The 17,462-nt window shown below is 71.0% G+C and carries 16 protein-coding genes and 1 tRNA gene; 4 read left to right on the forward strand and 13 right to left on the reverse strand.

Translation table 11 applies throughout. The features are described from left to right. Positions 1 to 3 precede the first annotated feature (3 nt). Both FJY74_03860 and FJY74_03865 read left to right on the forward strand, forming a co-directional pair. Positions 4 to 1,245 (forward strand): insulinase family protein, encoded by a 1,242-nt coding sequence (locus FJY74_03860; GenBank protein ID MBM3307441.1) that lies wholly within the window; start codon positions 4 to 6, stop codon positions 1,243 to 1,245. Beyond that, positions 1,227 to 2,495, forward strand: a complete 1,269-nt coding sequence (locus FJY74_03865) for an insulinase family protein (GenBank protein MBM3307442.1) — start codon at positions 1,227 to 1,229, stop codon at positions 2,493 to 2,495. Before FJY74_03860 ends, FJY74_03865 begins: the two co-directional genes overlap by 19 nt. Here the strand turns inward: FJY74_03865 and FJY74_03870 are convergent. After that, positions 2,450 to 4,780 carry a DNA internalization-related competence protein ComEC/Rec2 gene (locus FJY74_03870; GenBank protein MBM3307443.1) on the reverse strand — a complete coding sequence of 777 codons (2,331 nt, stop codon included), beginning with the start codon at positions 4,778 to 4,780 and terminating at the stop codon, positions 2,450 to 2,452. The two genes, FJY74_03865 and FJY74_03870, sit on opposite strands and share 46 nt — an antisense overlap. A 291-nt stretch (positions 4,781 to 5,071) precedes the next feature. Beyond that, entirely contained in the window at positions 5,072 to 6,355 is a 1,284-nt protein-coding gene (locus tag FJY74_03875; GenBank protein MBM3307444.1) for a SpoIIE family protein phosphatase, read from the reverse strand. 163 nt (positions 6,356 to 6,518) lie between these two features. On the opposite strand from FJY74_03875, the gene FJY74_03880 reads away from it, so the two are divergent. Continuing rightward, positions 6,519 to 6,704: a hypothetical protein gene (locus FJY74_03880; GenBank protein ID MBM3307445.1), complete on the forward strand. Its 186-nt coding sequence runs from the start codon at positions 6,519 to 6,521 to the stop codon at positions 6,702 to 6,704. A 50-nt stretch (positions 6,705 to 6,754) separates the two neighbouring features. Here the strand turns inward: FJY74_03880 and FJY74_03885 are convergent, their stop codons facing one another. The 4 genes from FJY74_03885 to FJY74_03900 all read right to left on the reverse strand — a co-directional run bounded on the left by FJY74_03885 (position 6,755) and on the right by FJY74_03900 (position 9,558). Continuing rightward, on the reverse strand, positions 6,755 to 7,057 hold the full coding sequence (locus FJY74_03885) for an MTH1187 family thiamine-binding protein (GenBank protein ID MBM3307446.1): 303 nt from the start codon (positions 7,055 to 7,057) through the stop codon (positions 6,755 to 6,757). Positions 7,058 to 7,114: 57 nt separating this feature from the next. Then, positions 7,115 to 7,363 (reverse strand): Lrp/AsnC ligand binding domain-containing protein, encoded by a 249-nt coding sequence (locus FJY74_03890; GenBank protein ID MBM3307447.1) that lies wholly within the window; start codon positions 7,361 to 7,363, stop codon positions 7,115 to 7,117. Between the two features lie 93 nt (positions 7,364 to 7,456). Further along, entirely contained in the window at positions 7,457 to 8,101 is a 645-nt protein-coding gene (gene yqeC, locus FJY74_03895) for a putative selenium-dependent hydroxylase accessory protein YqeC (protein ID MBM3307448.1), read from the reverse strand. 110 nt (positions 8,102 to 8,211) lie between these two features. Continuing rightward, entirely contained in the window at positions 8,212 to 9,558 is a 1,347-nt protein-coding gene (locus tag FJY74_03900) for a sensor domain-containing diguanylate cyclase (protein ID MBM3307449.1), read from the reverse strand. A 148-nt stretch (positions 9,559 to 9,706) separates the two neighbouring features. Here FJY74_03900 and FJY74_03905 point away from each other — a divergent pair, with 148 nt between their 5' ends. Then, on the forward strand, positions 9,707 to 11,242 hold the full coding sequence (locus FJY74_03905) for a LysM peptidoglycan-binding domain-containing protein (GenBank protein MBM3307450.1): 1,536 nt from the start codon (positions 9,707 to 9,709) through the stop codon (positions 11,240 to 11,242). Positions 11,243 to 11,375: 133 nt separating this feature from the next. Here the strand turns inward: FJY74_03905 and FJY74_03910 are convergent, their stop codons facing one another. The 7 genes from FJY74_03910 to FJY74_03940 all read right to left on the reverse strand — a co-directional run bounded on the left by FJY74_03910 (position 11,376) and on the right by FJY74_03940 (position 17,458). Next, positions 11,376 to 12,719 carry a hypothetical protein gene (locus FJY74_03910; protein ID MBM3307451.1) on the reverse strand — a complete coding sequence of 448 codons (1,344 nt, stop codon included), beginning with the start codon at positions 12,717 to 12,719 and terminating at the stop codon, positions 11,376 to 11,378. 97 nt (positions 12,720 to 12,816) lie between these two features. Continuing rightward, positions 12,817 to 13,806 carry a PorV/PorQ family protein gene (locus FJY74_03915; protein ID MBM3307452.1) on the reverse strand — a complete coding sequence of 330 codons (990 nt, stop codon included), beginning with the start codon at positions 13,804 to 13,806 and terminating at the stop codon, positions 12,817 to 12,819. Between the two features lie 284 nt (positions 13,807 to 14,090). Beyond that, positions 14,091 to 14,780 (reverse strand): hypothetical protein, encoded by a 690-nt coding sequence (locus FJY74_03920; GenBank protein ID MBM3307453.1) that lies wholly within the window; start codon positions 14,778 to 14,780, stop codon positions 14,091 to 14,093. Positions 14,781 to 14,853: 73 nt separating this feature from the next. Further along, a tRNA-Leu gene (locus tag FJY74_03925) sits at positions 14,854 to 14,940 on the reverse strand. Positions 14,941 to 15,001: 61 nt separating this feature from the next. Next, positions 15,002 to 15,421, reverse strand: a complete 420-nt coding sequence (gene secG, locus FJY74_03930) for a preprotein translocase subunit SecG (protein MBM3307454.1) — start codon at positions 15,419 to 15,421, stop codon at positions 15,002 to 15,004. Between the two features lie 38 nt (positions 15,422 to 15,459). Next, positions 15,460 to 16,218, reverse strand: a complete 759-nt coding sequence (locus FJY74_03935) for a triose-phosphate isomerase (protein ID MBM3307455.1) — start codon at positions 16,216 to 16,218, stop codon at positions 15,460 to 15,462. 28 nt (positions 16,219 to 16,246) lie between these two features. Then, a complete protein-coding gene (locus tag FJY74_03940) occupies positions 16,247 to 17,458 on the reverse strand; it encodes a phosphoglycerate kinase (protein ID MBM3307456.1) in 1,212 nt (403 codons plus the stop codon). Positions 17,459 to 17,462 lie beyond the last annotated feature (4 nt).

The following is a 17,462-nucleotide window of genomic DNA, read 5'->3' on the forward strand; positions in this document are numbered from 1 at the left end:
AGCGTGAACGGCATCGCCCCCGTGAGGGCCGTTCTGTCGAACGGCCTCGTCGTCCTTGCCGCGGTCGAGCGGAGTTCTCCGCTCGCGGCCGTGCTGCTTCTCTACCGGTGCGGTTCGCGCGACGAGCCTCCCGGGAAGACGGGGCTCGCTCACCTGGTCGAGCACATGATGTTCCGCGGCACGGCGGCGTTCCCCGCCGGGGCCGTGGATGCCGTCACAGGGCGCCTGGGCGGCATGAACAACGCCGTCACGACGCCGGACACCACGGCCTACTACTTCGTGCTGCCCGACGGGCACTGGCGGGACGTGCTGGCCATCGAGGCCGACCGCATGGCCGGCTGCGTCCTCGACCGCGAGTCGCTCGAGATGGAGCGCCGCGTGGCGGTCGAGGAGCGGAAGATGCTCGACGACGACCCGGAGTCCGCGCTCGACGAGACCGTCTCCGAGCTCGTGTACGACACGCACCCCTACAGGAACCCCGTGATCGGCCGGCGACAGGACATCGAGTCGCTGACGCTCGAGGACGTCGCCGGGTTCTACAGGACGCACTACACGCCGGCGAACGCCGTGCTCGTGGTCGCCGGAGACGTGGACCCGGCGCGCGTCGTGGACGAAGCCGAGCGCGCGTTCGGGTCGCTGCCGTCGTCGCGGCCGGCGACGACGGCGGTCGCGCCGGAGCCCCCGCAGCGCGGGCCCCGGCGCGCCGTCGTGAGGACGAGCGTCAGGACGAAGGAGATCGTCCTCGCCTACCGCTGCCCGCCCGCGGCGGCCGAGGACTCCGGCGCCGCGGAGCTCCTGCCCGCCCTTCTGGCGACGGGACGGAGCTCGCGGCTATGGCGCGCGCTCGTCGCCGGGAGCGGTGTCGCCGCCGACGTGTCGGCCGCCCGGATCCTGAGCAGGGACCCGGGGCTGCTCACGATCTCGGCGACGCTCCACCGCGGCGTGGACCTCCGGCGCGCGGAGGACGCGATGCTGCGCGAACTGGACGCGATGCTGCGCACGGGGATCCCCGAGGGCGAGCTCGCGAAGGCGGCGAACCTCGTCCGCGTGGACCTCATGGTGTCGCTGGAGACGTGCCTCGGGCTGGCCGGCGCGCTCGGCTTCTGGGAGTGCCTCGGCGGCTGGGAGCTCGGGGTCGAGTTCGAGCGCTCCATCGAGCGGTGCCGCGCGGCCGACGTGCTCGCCGCGATGGAACGGTATCTCAACGCCGAATCGAGGACCTCCGTGTGGCTGCGTCACGGATAGCCAGGGCCGCGCTCCCGAACGGGCTCACGGCGCTGGCCGTCGAGTCGCGCTCCATTCCGATCTTCGCCGCCGTGCTGGCGGTCGAGGCCGGGTCGTGCCGCGACCCCGAAGGGAAGTGGGGTCTTGCCTCACTGACCTCGAGCCTCCTTCTCGAGGGGTCCGAGGACCTCGCCGGGGACGCGATGGCCGTGCGGCTCGACGCGCTCGGGGCGTCGCTCGAGGCCTCGTGCGCGCACGAGACGACGACGCTGTCGGCCGTCGGTCTGTCGGAGCATCTGCGCGACGTCCTGGACGTGATGGCGGGAGCCGCGGCCCGGCCGACGCTCGACCGGAGGATGTTCGAGGACGTGCGGCGCAGAGAGCTCACCGCCGTGGTCGAGGACGACGACGACCCCTACTGCGTTTGCCGGCGCGAGTTCTTCGCGTCGGTGTACGGGGACCACCCGCGCGCGCGGCCGATCGAGGGGCGGCCCGCGACGCTGCGCGACCTCTCGGTCGCGGACGCGCGCGCCTTCCACGGCGCCTGGTTCGCGCCGGGCCGCGCCGTCCTCGGCCTGTCGGGGGACTTCGACGCGGGCGCGGCCCTCGATGCCGCGGCCGAGGCGTTCGGAGGGTGGACGGGCGACGGCCGGATCGAGACCTGCGACGGGCCGCGGCCGCGCAGGCTGAAGCCCGCCAGGCGGTTCGTCCGCATGGACAGGGAGCAGGCGCACCTGAGCCTGGGCAGCCTGGGCATCGCCCGCGACGACCCCGACTTCCACGCCGTGGCCGTGATGGACGTGATCCTCGGCGACAGCCCGGGTCTCGCATCGAGGCTCGCCACGCGGCTCCGCGAGGTCGAGGGGCTCGCCTACATCATCGAGAGCGACACGGTGAGCACGGCCGGCCGCGATCCGGGCGTGTTCTGGGCCTACACCGCGGTCTCGCCGGAGCGCGCGCGCGGAGCCGTGGACGCGATCGTGGACGAGATGCGCCGCATCCGGAGCTCCCCGCCGTCGGAGGACGAGGTCGCCGCGGCGGTGGCGTACCTCCGTGGGCGTCACGCGCTGGACCGCGAGACCAACGAGTCCCGCGCCTCGCGCCTCGTCGGCATCGAGCGCTACGGGCTCGGGCTCGACTACGAGGACGCCTATCCCACTCTCGTCGGCGCGGTCACTCGGTCGCAGGTGTTCGACGCCGCGAGGCGCGTGGTCGATCCGGGAGACTACTCGCTCGTGGTCGTCGGTCCCAGGCGGTCGCGCGTGCCCTGAGCGGTCGCGCGGGCATCGCGGGGCTTCCGCGAGTCGCGCGACATCGTGTCGCGCGACGCTGTGCGGACATCGCGGAACGCCGCGGCGACCCTCCTGCCGCTTGCCACCCCCTCCGCCCTCAGGGAATCACCCCGGAGCCAGACGAGAACCGCCCCCTCCAGGTCCGTCCTGAGCGCGGCGGCCCCGCACGCTCTCAGGCGCCCGAGCACCCCGGCGTCCGGATGGCCGAACCGGTTTCTCTCTCCCACCGAGACCACGGCGATCCCCGGCGCGGCCCGGTCGAGATACGGTCCGCTCGACGAGGTGGCCGACCCGTGGTGCGCGACCTTGAGCACGTCGGCGGCGAGGGGATCGCCGCGCGCCAACGAGAGCTCCTCGACGCGCCGTCCGGCGTCGCCCGTGAGCAGGGCGCGTGCTCGGCCGACGCGCAGCAGCAGGACCACGGAGGCGTCGTTCTCGTCCTGGCCCCGCGCTGCCGCCTCCCGCGGGGGCCCGAGGACGAACAGCGAGTCCACGCCCGGAAGGCGGAGTGAGTCGCCCCGGGCGACCGAGACGATCCGCGCGCCGGCCGCGCGCGCCCGCGCGGCGGCCCGCGCGAGCGGCGCGCTTCTCTCCCATCCCTCCGGAAGGACCAGCCGTCTGATGCGGACGCCGGCCAGCACCGCCGGCGCGCCCCCGGTGTGATCGTCGTGGCCGTGCGTGAGCACGAGCGCCTCGAGCGTGGTCACCGCCTCCCTCTGCAGATACGGCCTGATGACCGCGCTCCCCGCGTCGTAGCGCATCCACGGCGCGGCGGGCCCCGCATCGACGAGAACGTAGCGCCTGCCGGGAAGCTCGATCAGCGCGGCGTCGCCCTGGCCGACGTCGAAGAACACGATGCGCGCGCGATCGCGCCCGGGTCCCCTCGTTGCAAGGGCGAACGCCAGCGAGGTGGCGACGGCGGCGACGGCCAGGCCGGCGACGCGCGGCCGCCGCCCGCGAAGCAGAAGGCCGAGGGCGACCACGCCGAGCAGAGCGGCCGGCGCGAACCGCGCGGCGACGGGCGCGGTGGACCACGCCCGCTCGCCCGTGAGCCTGGCGGCCCACGAGAGCGCCGTCAGCGACGCCCACGCGCTTCCGGCGAAGAGCGACGCCAGCCAGGGCAGAGCGTCCGCGGCGAGCATGGCGACGCCGCACGCCACCGAGAACGCCGCGAGGGGCACGACGATCAGGTTCGCCGGCGCGGCCGCCACCGCGAACTGGCCCGTCGTAGCGATCAGGACGGGCGCGACGGCGAGCTGGGCCGATGTGGACAGGCGGAGCGCGTCGGCCGCCCACGCCATGCGCGACCCCGGCCCTACCCTCGGCGACGGGATGAGACGCGCGAGCGGGTCGTACAGGAGGACGATGCCGAGCGTGGCTCCGTAGGAGAGCCGGAACCCCGTGTCCATCAGGCTGCCCGGATCCAGCGCGACGATGGCCAGCGCGGCGACCCCCACGGCGTTGAGCGCGCTTCGCGCGCGCCCGAGCGCTCCCGATGCCACGACGACGGACGCCATGGTGGTCGCGCGAAGCACGGACGGCCGCGGACCGATGAGCGCCGCGAAGGCCAGAAGGAACGGGACCGACAGCAGACGCGCGACGGCCGGGGGCACTCTGGCCGAACGCAGGAGCGCATGGGTCATGAGCAGGATGAAGCCCACGTGCAGCCCCGACACGGACAGGATGTGCACCGTTCCGGACCGCCTGAACGCCTCCATGAGGTCGCCCGGAAGCTCGCCGGTCCGCCCCAGCAGCAGTCCCACCATCAGCGCGGCGGAGTCGGCGGGGAGCCGGCGGCGCACCGCGTCGACGATCCAGCCTTGAGCGCGCCCCAGGCCTGCCGCCCGACGCTCGACCCGGGCGCCGTCGCAACGCATGACGCTCAGGATGCGCCGGTGCTTGAGGTACGAAGCGAAGTCGAAGTCCCCCGGGTTCCGCCGCCCTCGAGGCGTTCCGAGCCTTCCGGACAGCTCGACGACATCGCCCCGAAGCGGAAGCGCGTGTGCGTCCGGCCACGAGACCCAGACAAGACCGGAGACGGCCAGCGTCGCCCCGTCCCCGACCGAGGCGCGAAGCGGCGCGACGACGGCCCGACCGGGGCCGTCGGGGGACGGCCGCGTCTCCACGACCCTGGCAGTGAGCGCGAGAGGCGTGTCCCTTGGCAGGAAGCGCGCGTCGCCGCGGGCGGCGAGGCGGTGGTGCGCGTCGTACGCGATCGTGCCGGCGACCGCCAGCGACGCGACGAGGCACGCGTCGATCAGCACGGGCGCTCTCCGCCCCGGGCGGCCGCGTCTGTCAACGGCGTTGACGACGGCGGGAGCGCACAGCGCCGCGACTGCGAACCCGCGGAGCGCGAGCGCTCGCACGGGTCCGCGGGCCGCGCCCGAGGCGACGAGAATGCCGAAGGCGACGGCAAGCGCGGCAAGCGCCGCCGGCGCCCGCGGCGTGGCGGATGGGGTCAGACAGACGCTCTCAGGGGCGGTCTCGGGACGCGGCCAAGCGAGCAGGATCCGTGCCGCGGCGCGCCATGCGCGCCGGGCCGGGCGGCGGGTATGCTACGGAGCCTCGCGTGTGCCCAGGCGCCGCGCGACGACGACCGTCATGTCGTCCACCGGCGCGCCGGGGCCGATGAAGGAGTCGGCCTCGGTGATGAGCAGGGACGCCATGAGCCGGGCAGGCGACCCCTGGGTCCTCCGCGCGGTCTCGATGATCCTCTCGTCGCCGAAGAACTCCTCGCCGCTCGCCGCGTCGGGAAGGCCGTCGGTGAACGCGATGAGGTAGTCGCCGGGATGCATGTCCACGCGGCCCTCGCGGTATCTCCTGGCCGTGAACATGCCGAAGATGGTCCCCCCTTCGGTCAGCCGCTCGCATGAGCCGTCCGTTCTGAGGATGATCGGGGGGTTGTGCCCTGCGTTGACGTACGTGAGGGCGCCGCCGGGGTCGAGGACACCGTAGAACAGCGTGGCGAAGTTCTCGGCCGTGGTCGACCGGCAGAGGGAGTTGTTCGCCCGCTCCATGATGGTCGCGATCGAGTAGAGGTTCTCGATGTGGGACCGAAGCGTTCCCTGGAGCGACGCCGCCAGGAGTGCCGCCGGAACGCCCTTGCCCGAGACGTCCGCAACGACGATGCCGAGGTGGCCGTGCGGCAGCTCGACGTAGTCGAAGTAGTCGCCGCTGATCGTCTCGCTGGGGAGGTTCATCCCCGCGAGCTCGTAGCCCGGCGCCACCGGGTCGGCTCTCGGAAGGAGCCGCTCCTGGATGACGCGGGCGAGATCGAGCTCGTGCTCAAGCTCCCGGCGCCTGGACACCTCCTCCTGGTGCTTGATGGCGTCGAGGTGCGCCCTGGCGTTGACGATGGCCACGCCGGCGATGCCGGCAAGCACCTCGAGGAACTCCCTGTCGCGCTCCGTGAAGGCGTTGAGCTCCGGACTCTGCACGTCGAACACGCCGAGCACGCGCCCGCCGAACGTCAGGGGAACGACCATCTCCGACCTCGCGCCCTGGAGGCCGGCCACGTAGCGCAGCTCCTTGCTCACGTCCGGCACGATGATCGCCTCGCCCGTCTCCGCGACCCGTCCCGTGACGCCCCGTCCGACCATGAGCTCGGTCCTGCTCACGATGCTGTCCGTGTAGCCGTGGCGCGCGGCCACCTCGAGCCTGCGTCCGTCCTCGGCGATGAGGAGGATCGTGCAGTAGTCGAAGGCGAGCATCTGATGCGTGAGATAGAGCAGGCGCTCGAGCACCGTGTTGACGTCGAGCGTGGACGCGAGCGTCCTCACGGCCTCGAGGAGCGCCCTGTGCTCAAGACGAACGTCGCCTTCGTCGCGCGCATGCTCCAAGGAGTCCTCTCCTCCGGTGCGCCGGGACGATATGAATTCTTGACAGTATGACTGTACTGTGGTACTCTGAGTCATGGACTCGAAGATCGTCCCTGGTCACCGAGTCCGGACGAATCCCGGCGAGGAGGACGGAGCAAGAGCGCCACTGCTAAGGAGTCCACACGTGAGCCCGACCGCGAAGCTCCTCGGAGTGATCATCCCGGTGTTCCTCTCGGCGACGCTCTGCCTCACCGTGCCGTTCATCATCTTCGTGGCCGACGGCGCGATCCTCGCGGCCGCTCTTGTGACGCTCTGGGCGGGGCGCCCGCGGCCCGCCTCTCCCGACGCCGCTCTCTCCTTCGACGAGTAGCCCGGCGGATCGGCCCGCGGCTCCTCCGCGCGGCCGCTGCTTCCGGCCGCCTAGTCCCGCTGTCTTCTTCGCACCGCCTCGACCTTGCCCCGCATCGTGAGTTCCTTGTCGCGGCGCTCGTCGATCTTCACCGTCGTCAGGACGCGCACGATCCCATCTCCGAACGCGCTCTCGTGCATCCGCGCCGCCGCGTCCAGGATCGCCCTCGTGTCTCCCTCGACGACGGTGCACATCGGCGTGAGCTCGTGCGCGAGCCCGGTCTCCCGCAGCACGTCGAGGCATCGCGCGACCTGCGCGCTGACGCTCGCGCTCCCACCGCCGACGGGCACGACGCTGATCTCCCCAACTGCCATGGCGTCACGCTCCACTGCGCGCTGTGCGGCGGGCCGCCCCGCATGCGGCGCTCCGCCTCACGCGCGCTCCTCATCGCGGTCGATGATCAGGTTGGTGACCGTGCCGGTGACGCCCTCGATGGTGCGGAGCTGGTTCAGCGTCATGTCCAGCAGCGCGTCGAAACTCGCGGCCTCGACGAGCGCGATGATGTCCTGGTCGCCGCTCGTGATGTCCGCCGACCTCACACCCGGGCGCTTGAGAAGAGCGTCTCTCACGTCACGCTCCTTCCCGGCCGCCACGTTGACCTTCACGTACGCTCGAGCCAAGTCCACCTCCTTGCTTCCTGCCTGCCGCCGCGCGCCGCCGGCGGCGCCCCGGTTCCGCACGCGGCAAGAGCATCCACGATGGACCGCGCTCTGTCAACCTCGTCGCCTGAGCACGCCGAAGGTGCCGCTTTGGAGGTCCGTCACGAGCACGCGATCGATGGAAGGGTGTCCCTGAGCGAGGACGGCGGCGGCCACGGTCGCGGCCTCGCGGGTGAGCGGCCCCAATGCCTTGTTGATGATGGGGCGCGCGACCGCCCCGGGCGGGACGCCCTTGAGTCCGCCGCTCGGCGACGCGGTGACGGCGGCCATGAGACCGGCGGTCACCGTTGTCTGTCCGTAGGCGAGCACGACCTCGGGCCTGTGGACCGACGCGCCCTCCACGGGCCGGCCGAGCGCGTCGATCCCCATCATGAAGCTCACGATGGACGCGCAGGCGGGAACCACGGGCTCGTGCGCGGCCGGCGCCTTGAAGGGCCTCTGCCGCGCCCCGTCGGCCTCGACGAGCACCGCGTCCGCGAGCCCCGCCCGGACCAGCTCGTCCAGCGCCGTCGGCGACACGCCTTCGAACTTGCCGTCGTCGGCGCGCCCGGCCGCGAGGAACGCGACCTGGTGCGCCTCGACGCACCTCGCGATCCGCTCTACGATGCCGGCGCCGAGGAAGACGACGGGCAGCTCGGCCGACATGGACGGGCCGACCCTGGTCGTGGTGGAGACGAGAACGCGCCAGCCGAGTTCCACAAGCTCGCGCGCGAGCCGGAGGGCGGCCGTGGTCTTGCCGCCGCCGCCCGTGAACGCGACAAGCTGCCCCCGCTCGATCCCCAGGGCTTCGGAGAGCGAGGGGACGCTCGTCAGGGCTGTCGAGTCCCGGAGTCGCTCCAGAAGACCACCCTGTTCTTCCCCGCGCGCTTCGCGGCGTACAGCGCGACCCTGTCGGCCCTGTCGACGAGTTCGGCCCTCGTCTGCGCGTCGACCGGGAAGAGGGCGCCTCCGACGCTGACCGTCAGGTTCCACCACGGCGTCGCCTCGCTTCCCGTCGCGAAGCGATGTTCAGCGATCGTCCACAGCATTCGCTCGGCAGCCGCCCGCGCGGACTCGGCGGTGACGTCGGGCAGGATCACCGAGAACTCCTCGCCCCCGTATCGCGCGACGATGTCCACCTGCCGCGCGTTCTCGGTCAGCAGCCTCGCGGCCTGCCGGAGCACGCTGTCCCCCGCCGTGTGTCCGAGCGTGTCGTTGACGCGCTTGAAGTCGTCGAGGTCGGCGATGAGAAGCGCCATCGCGTTCCCCGTCCGCCGGGAGCGCTCCATCTCGCGCTCGAGCTGCTCCTCGAAGTAGCGTCGGTTGTGGATCTGCGTCACCTGGTCGATGAAGACCATCTCCTCGACCTCGAGGCGCCGCCTGATGAGTCCGGCGGCGAACTCGGCGATGAACGCGGCGGCGGCCACCGTCCGCGGCTCGAAGGCGCGCGGCGCGCTTCGCCACGCCTCGAGCACGCCGTAGACGTACCCCTCCGCGCGGAGCGGCGCCACAATGGCCGACCCGCGGGCCCGCGCGCCCGGTCGCTTCGCGAACGCGGGGTCGGCGCCGAGATCGGGAACGTGAAGCGCCTGACCGGACTCCTCGACCTGCCTTCGGACGCGCTCTGGCGCGATCGACGCGCCGCCCGACGTTCTCAGGATGTCGTCCAGCTCGGCGAGCGTCGCGGGGTGGGCAACGCCCACCTCGCGCGAGATGTTCAGCGACACGCGCTCGCACAGGTAGACCCCACGGAGCAGCTCCACGAGATGCTCGAGAGCCCCCGCCAGGTCGTTGCGCCTGCTGGAGGCGGCGACCGCCTCGAGAAGGCGCCGGTCAGGCTGCGTCGCCTCCTGCGGAGTCGTTCCCGGCGGCTGTTGGGTGGCCGGTCCCGCGCCGGGCTCGGCCTGGCGCGCAGGAACGATGAGCGTGACGACGTCCAGAGTCGAGAGATCTCTGTAGGTGAGCTCGGTGGCATCGCCGGTACCAGCTCTCGAGATCCGTCGCATGCGCCCGAGATCGCAGAGACGGTCGAGGAGCGCCACGGATGCTCCGAGCGCGTCGGCGTCACCGTCCGCGCGGCACGCCGCTCTCCAGAGGCGGAGGCACCCATCGTCAAGGGAAGCGGCGGGGAGCAGCCGTTCGAGGAAGTCCTGTGTCGAGACTCTGGTCCTCTTCATGTTCCCGTGACCGGCAGAGGTCGCGCGCTGTCTCACGATTAGCCCAATTGTATCCGATGGTCAAGAATCCGTCAAACCGGAACCCCTCAGGCGGGCGCTGTTTTTTCCCTTGCACGGCACCGGCGGGCTTCGATACCCTACCGCCCCCATGAAGCACGCGAAAGCTCTCGCAGTTCTTCTCACGCTTCTCGCCCTTGTCACGGGCTGCTCGTCGACCAGGCCGCGGACGGCAGGAGCCGTGGTAGAGGGCGCCGATCCCATCGCCTCGGCAGAGGAGCACTACAGGGTGGCCCTGGAGTGCTATGTCCTTGACCGGTACCAGGACGCCGGCGAGGCGCTCCGCCGCGCGGCAGAGGCGCTCGACGCCTCGGATGCGCCCGGCGACGACGGACGCCGCGAGGCGCTCCGCGAGAGGATCAGCTACTTCGTGCGCGTCCTCGGGGGCAGGGGCGGCGAGTGGGCGTACGCGCCCTCGGCGGAGCGCGCGCGGACCGACACGCTCACCGTGGCGACCGGTGGCGCGACAGCGCAGGAGGCCTGCGCGCCTCGCCACCCCATCACGGTGGTCCGCAACGACCGCGTGGACAAGTGGCTGCGCTACTTCCAGGGGCGCGGCCGCAACGAGATGCAGCGGTGGCTCGGGCGCGAGGGCAGGTACCGTCCGATGATCGATCGGATCATCGCCGAGCACGGGCTTCCCCCCGAGCTCTTCTATCTCGCCATGATCGAGAGCGGACTCAATCCGAAGGCGTATTCCAAAGCGCACGCGTCCGGGATGTGGCAGTTCATCGAGTGCAGAGGTCGTCAGTACGGCCTCCGCGTGGACTGGTGGGTGGACGAGCGGCGGGACCCCGAGAAGGCGACGCGGGCGGCCTGCGCGTATCTGAGAGACCTCCGCGAGCTCCTCGGCTCGTGGGAGCTGGCGCTCGCGGGCTACAACGCCGGAGAGGGGCGCGTGCTGCGCGCTCAGAAGAAGCACCCGTCGTGTCCCGACTACTGGTGCCTGGACCTCCCGAAGGAGACGGAGGACTTCGTCCCGAAGTTCATGGCGGCGGTCATCATCGGGTCCGACCCTGCCACGTTCGGCTTTCACGACATACCGGCCGCCGCGCCCCTGGTCTACGACACGATCGAAGTGGGTGATGCGTACGGCCTTGAGGCCGTGGCGCGGGCGTGCGGGGTCGCGGTCAGCGAGATCCAGGACCTCAACCCGGGCATGAGGCGGTGGTGCACTCCTCCCCCGGGCAGCGGGAAGACCGCGGCGACGCTGCGTCTGCCTCCAGGCACGGGGCAGATGTGTCTCGCGGCAATGGAGAGAATGCCACCGGACGAGCGCGCCGGCTGGCAGCGGCACGACGTCCGACAGGGAGAGACCGTGTCGCTGCTTGCTGCTCGCTACGGCACGAGCGTCAGCGCCATCACATCTGCGAACGGACTTCGCGACGCGAGCCGGATCCGCGTCGGCGACAGCCTTGCCATCCCCGTCGGACACCGCGACCCCGAGGGGGAGCGCGTGACGAGCGCCGCGAAGCACACGGTCACGTACACGGTGAAGAAGGGCGACACCATCTCGTCCATCGCGCGGCGGCACGGCAAGAGCGCGAAGGACCTCCTTCGGTGGAACGGTCTCTCCTGGAGTTCCCCCATCTACCCGGGTGACAAGATCAAGGTGCTCAGCATGTAGCCAAGTGGCGCGCGGCGCCTGACTCGCTGACGGCGCCCGCGCCGGCGGCGTCGGCATGCAAGAGGGCCCCGGATCTCCAGGATCCGGGGCCCTTCTCCTGCGCGGCGATGCCGCCTCTGCGACCGAGGACCCGCTACCTCGTCGACAGGACGGTCACGGCCTCAGGCCTGACGACTGCCGTGCGCGCCATGCCGCCGATGCTGGGCAGGTCCGAGACGATCGCCCGGATCATGATGTCGGCGGTCGTCTGGAGCTCCCACGTCTCGAGGTTCCAGAGGTAGCTCTTGTAGTCGATCGGGACATCCCTGTCGAGGCCGATACGCGGGTTGTAGGAGTACAGCCACTCCATGCCCGCGAAGAACTCCCTGTTCGGGAACTGCACGGCGCTGCTGATGTTCACCGCGGTCGTCAGCCGGAACTCGACCCACTCGTCCTCCGGGTAGCTGTACGGCTCGCCGGTGCTGAGTCCCTGGTTCGCCGGCGCGCCGGGGAGTCCGGTATCCTGGTTCACCTTCCACGCCCAGATGAGGAAGGGCTGCGTCGTAGGCAGCGTGGGGTTGGTCGGGTGAGTGATCCCGTCGTTCATCGTGTGGAACCGCACGCCGACGATGTAGTTGGCCCACGTCGGCGCCTTGAACTTGACCGCGAGCATCTGCCCGACTCCCGCGGAGATCCAGTTCGTGTGCGCTCCATAGAGCCCGTCGTCGTAGGCGAGCGTCGTCTCCTTGCCCGCCGCCACCCAGAACACGTCGAGCGGCAGCGTCGTCACGTTCCGGGCGGCGTCGTAGGCGTCGACGTAGTATCTCACGAGCGCCTCCGGGTTGTTCGGATCGAGCGGTGGAACGTCGATCGGGATGTAGAACCGGAGCGACTCCGGCTGATCGACCGGGTAGGCGTACGAGGAGTCCGGGAAGGACTCAGCGCTTCCCCAGCGCAGGCGCTGCCCGGACGACGTCACGTCGGTTCGCCCGACGAAGGTGACCTGCGGCATGCTCGTCTGCCAGACGCCCCCCAGCGTGTCCTTCCACACCGCCCAGAGCACGTCCTCTGCCACGAGCGGCGGAGGGGTCTGATCGAGCGTGATCGTCACCTGCACCGGCTCCGTGGCGACGTTGCCGTAGATGTCCGTCACGGTGGCGGTGATGAGCTTCTGGCCCTCGTCGCCGAGCTGCACCCCCGTGACGGTGAACCGGCCGAACTCGCCGTCGTACGGCACGGCGGGGGAAGACACGCCGCTGGACTGGTATGCCCCGTCGACGAAGATGTCCACGGTGGCGCCCACCTCAGCGCGCCCTCGGACGTTGATCAGAGGGCTGTTCACCGCGGTTCCGTCCGCGGGGTTCGTGATGTAGGTGCCCGTCGGCGGCGTGCGGTCCACCGGCTCACCCTTCTGATCGCAGCCGGTCACCGCCAGCGTCGCCGCGGCCAGCAGGAGGATGCCGACGCACGTTCTTTCCTTCACCAGTCTGGTTCTCACTTCCCCGTGCTCCTTTCCCGGGAGGGCGATGGCCGGATTGCCGCTCTGCTGCGGGTCCTGCCCCGGAGTCCTGCTGCCCCGGACGTCGGAGACCGGCTCAGAAGCCGTACGTCGCCGACACCCGATGGCTCGAGTCCAGATGCTCGTGTCTTCCGAAGGCGTATTCGACCGCGAAACCACCGAGCGCGAGTCCGGCGCCGGCCGTCAGCTGGCCGATCGCGAGACCGGCGCGCACTCCCACCATCTCGCGGTAGACGAACTCGATGCCGTAGTGCGTGTCGGCCGAAACGGGGCCCACGTGGTACTGGTCCGCAAGCGCTCGATTCTCGAATCGGAAGTCCGCGTCCGCGGCGATGACGAAGCGGCCGTCCATGGACGCCACGTCGCGGGAGTACGCCGCCCCGATCTTCGCGGTCGGCATGATGTGCTCTCGCTCGCCGGTGTTCCAGGACAGGAACGTCGTCGTGACGTCCTGCAGGTTCACGCCGACCGTCGTGTCCCGCCGGATGTCGTACTTCGCCCCCACGTCGAACCCGACACCGTAGCAGGAGTGGTCGCCCACGCTCTTTCTGATCACCTTGAGGTTGCCGCCGACCCGCATCCGGTCCGAGGACCTGCGGGCATACGTCACGAGGAGGGCCGACTCCGAATCGCTCTCCCACGTGATGCGCGACGGGTCGTAGATGATCCTGTCCTCGTCCGTTTCGAAGTCAGTGAACGGGATGTCGTCGATGGCGAGCCTGATCACGGTCACGGCGAACGCGGCCCCGTTGCCCAGCGGCTGCGCGTACGCGCCGGTGTCGTAGTTCACGACGTCGCCGAAGGTCTCGGAGTGCATCAGCTGGACGCTGCGCCCCTCCACGTCGGCCACGCCCGCCGGGTTCCAGTAGCCCGCCGTCGCGTCGTCCGCGACCGCCACGAACGCGCTGCCCATGCCGAGGGCCCTGGCGCCGACGCCGTGCGTGAGGAACTCCCCGGCGTACTTGTTCGCTCCGGCCGCCGGCGGGATCGGGAGCATCACGAGCGCAACGACACACGCTCCCACCATCCGTCCCCACGACCCGGATGCTGCGCGATAGATCGCCATGAGCCCCCCTTGTACCACGTTCGGCTGCCGCTGTAAAGAGCCAAGCCGCCGGTTCATCTGCCCATCCGACACCCGCCGCCGGGCGGGTCCGCAGCGCCACCCACGCCTCGTGTGTCGTCCGCGGCGCCGTCACCGACAGACGCCTCGGGTCCGGCTGCGCCCCTTCGCACGGCGCTCTTCATCGTGTCTTCATGAGCCGTCCCTGGAGCGCCGACCTCTCTCTAAGCTTGACCTTGGGCCGGGGGCAAGTCAAGCGGCGGAGCGCCTCGAACCTTGACCACCGTTCATCGGCGGGCGCTCGCCGGCGGTCGGCGCCCGGACGCGTGACGATCGAGGTCGCCCTCGAGGGGGCAGCCTGCGCAGCGGCGTGTCGCCCTGCAGCGGTCCTTTCCCAGCCGGACGAGCAGCGCGTGGCACTCGGCATAGACGCTGACGTCCTGCGGGAGGGCTCTCGTGAACAGCTCCTGGATCGCGGCATACGACGCGCGCTGCGGCACGAGCCCGTGCCGGACGACGAACCTGCGAGTGTAGGCGTCCACGACGAACGCCGCCTTCCCGGCGGCGTACAGCACGATGGCGTCCGCCGTCTCCGGTCCGATCCCGCGGATCGCAAGGAGGGTCGTTCTCAGCGTCTCGGCGTTGAGGGACAGGAACTGCTCCAGCCCTCTCCCGTGCTCCCGAACAGCCCACGCCAGGGCGATGAGGGTCTCGGCCTTTCGAGTGAACGGTCCGGACGACCTGATGATCCGGGCAAGCGCGGCTGGGCTCGTGCGCACGATCGCCTCGGGCGCCAGGAGCCCGAGGGACCTCATGGCCTCGATCGCGCGCTCGGCGTTGCGCCAGGACGCGTGCTGCGTGAGCACGGCGCCGACCATCATCTCGAACGGTCCGCGCGACGGCCACCATCCCTGGGGGCCGTAGACGCTCAAGAGCGTCCGGTATGCGTCCGACACCCGGTCCTGTGGGCTCGCCATCGGGGCTCAGAACGACGCAGGGCCGCGCGGGCGGCCCTGCACCTCGTCGTCACCTTCCCTCGAACGATGAGCCTGGTGCCGGGAGCGAGACTCGAACTCGCACAGGCATACGCCCACCACCCCCTCAAGATGGCGTGTCTACCAGTTCCACCATCCCGGCACGTGCGGCCGCGCCCGCTTCTGGGTTTCCGCACGCGGATGCGGCCGTATCACTCAGCTCGTCACGGTGACCCGGGCTCGGAGGTTCCCTCGGTCTCCGCGGGCGCCTGAGTTCCGGAGCGCTCACCTGCTCCCTCTGAACCGGGGAGTTCCGTCGGCACGCCGGTCGAGGGAACCGCCCCCTCGACGCCGCTTGCCGGCGCGGCCGCGCGTTCTCTGACGCCCGTCTCCACCGCCCCTCCCCGGAACGTGCCGCGCGCCATGAGCGCGAGCAGAAGGGACGTGAGCATGAACCCGATGGCGAGGTACCTCGTGGCCTTCGTGAGGAACGTGGCCGCGGACTGCCCGCCGAAGACCGCTCCGATGCCGCCGGCCCCGCCGAACGCGCCGGCGAGGCCGCCGCCCTTGCCCGACTGCAGCAGGACCACGACCATGAGCAGCGCGCAGATGAGAACGTGGATCCCGATGACCACTCCGAACATCGAACCCTCCTCCGTGGACCGCGAGGCACCGCTGTCCGCTACCTGGCAGCCGCCACGATCTCGGCGAAGCCCGCCGCGTCGAGGCTCGCGCCTCCGACCAGCACGCCGTCAACGTCGCTCCGGGACATGATACTCGCGGCGTTGTCCGGCTTCACGCTTCCGCCGTAGAGAATGCGGAGCCCATCCGCCGTCGAACGCCCGAGTATACCAGCGAGCTCGGCGCGTATCAAGCGATGAACCTCGTTCGCCGTTTCGGGCGAGGCCGTCCTGCCGGTGCCTATGGCCCAGACCGGCTCGTAGGCCAGGGCGATGCGGTCGGCCCGCCCGGCCGCCGCGCCCCCGAGCGCCGCGGCCACCTGACGCTTCACGACAGCCTGCGTGAGGCCCTGCTCCCGCTCCTCGAGGGTCTCGCCGACGCACACGATCGCCCGGAGCGTCGTGCCGAGGACGCGGTGGAGCTTGCGGTTCACGTCGGCGTCGGACTCGCCGAAGATGGTCCGCCTCTCGGAGTGCCCTATCAGAACGTGCCTGACACCGACCGCCTCGAGCATCTCGGCCGAGACCTCGCCCGTGTACGCGCCCGACCGCTCCCAGAACACGTTCTGGGCGCCCACGTCGATCGCGCTGCCTCTCGCCGCGTCCACGGCGGTCTCGAGGAACACGAACGGGGGGCACACGACGACGTCGGCGCGCAGCTCGATGGCCGCCAGCCGGTTCCGAAGGCTGCGGATGAGCTGTCGCGTCTCCGCTGCCGTTCCGTTGAGCTTCCAGTTGCCGGCGACGATCTTCCGCCGCACGATGCCTCCCAGTCTCCGAGCGCGCTCCTCAGCGCGAAGGTCTCGCGTCCGACAGCGCGGCGATGCCCGGCAGGACCTTGCCCTCCAGGAACTCCAGCGACGCGCCGCCCCCCGTCGAGACGTGGGTCATGGCGTCCGCGAGGCCGGCCTTCGAGATCGCCGCTGCCGTGTCGCCGCCGCCCACGATGCTCGCCGCCCCGGCCCTCGTGGCCTCGGCCACCGCCACGGCGACGGCATTCGTCCCCGACGCGAACTCCGGGATCTCGAAGATCCCCAGCGGCCCGTTCCAGACGATCGTGCGCGCGCGCCCCACCTCCGCCGCGAACCGTCCCGCGGTTGCGGGGCCGATGTCCACGCCCCGCCAACCCGCTCCGATGGCCTCCGACGCCGCGACCTTCGTCCTGGCCCCCGCCGCGGCCGCGTCGGCCGCGAGGACGTCCTCGGGAAGCAGGAACGCCTTCCCGGCCGACCGCGCCGCATCCAGAAGCCTGAGCGCGACGTCCGTCTTGTCGGGCTCGACCAGCGAGTCGCCCACGTCCTTCCCCTGCGCCTTGAGGAAGGTGTAGGCCATCGCGCCGCCGATCAGGAAGACGTCGACTTTCGAGAGCAGGTTCTCGACGACGCCGATCTTGTCGGAGACCTTGGCGCCGCCGAGGATGGCGACGTAGGGGTGCTCCGGCCGCTCGGTCGCGCGCGACAGCCCCGAGATCTCGCGCTCCATGAGAAAGCCCATGGCCCGCTGCTCGAAGAAGGCCGTGACGCCCACGGTGGAGGCATGGGCACGGTGTGCCGTGCCGAACGCGTCGTTCACGTAGAGGTCGCCCAGCCGCGCGAGCGAACGCGAGAAGGCCTCGTCGTTCTTCGTCTCCGCGTCGTGGAACCTGAGATTCTCGAGGAGCACGATGTCGCCGTCCCCGAGCGCGTTCGCAGCCGATTCGGCCTCCGGGCCGATGCAGTCCGCCGCCACGGCCGCATTCCTGCCGAGAAGCTCCGACAGCCGGGCCGCCGCCGGGGCGAGCCTCATCGCGTCGACGACCTTCCCCTTCGGTCTGCCCAGATGGGACATGAGGACGACCCTGCCGCCCGATGAGACGAGGTGCCGGATCGTCGGCAACGCCATCCGGATGCGCGTGTCGTCTCCGACCGCGCCGGTCTCGGTCAGCGGCACGTTGAAGTCGACCCTCGTGAGGACGCGCCTGCCGCGGACGTCCACGTCCCTGATGTGCAGTTTCTCGCTCATCCCG

Source organism: Candidatus Effluviviaceae Genus I sp., from assembly GCA_016867725.1.
Taxonomy (GTDB): domain Bacteria; phylum Joyebacterota; class Joyebacteria; order Joyebacterales; family Joyebacteraceae; genus VGIX01.

Bases quoted from the DNA above. Each gene is read 5' to 3' on its own strand.
- FJY74_03885 (MBM3307446.1), bottom strand. From the start codon at position 7,057: ATGGCAGTTGGGGAGATCAGCGTCGTGCCCGTCGGCGGTGGGAGCGCG.
- FJY74_03900 (MBM3307449.1), bottom strand. From the start codon at position 9,558: ATGAAGAGGACCAGAGTCTCGACACAGGACTTCCTCGAACGGCTGCTC.
- FJY74_03905 (MBM3307450.1), top strand. From the start codon at position 9,707: ATGAAGCACGCGAAAGCTCTCGCAGTTCTTCTCACGCTTCTCGCCCTT.
- FJY74_03915 (MBM3307452.1), bottom strand. From the start codon at position 13,806: ATGGCGATCTATCGCGCAGCATCCGGGTCGTGGGGACGGATGGTGGGA.
- FJY74_03920 (MBM3307453.1), bottom strand. From the start codon at position 14,780: ATGGCGAGCCCACAGGACCGGGTGTCGGACGCATACCGGACGCTCTTG.
- secG (MBM3307454.1), bottom strand. From the start codon at position 15,421: ATGTTCGGAGTGGTCATCGGGATCCACGTTCTCATCTGCGCGCTGCTC.
- FJY74_03940 (MBM3307456.1), bottom strand. From the start codon at position 17,458: ATGAGCGAGAAACTGCACATCAGGGACGTGGACGTCCGCGGCAGGCGC.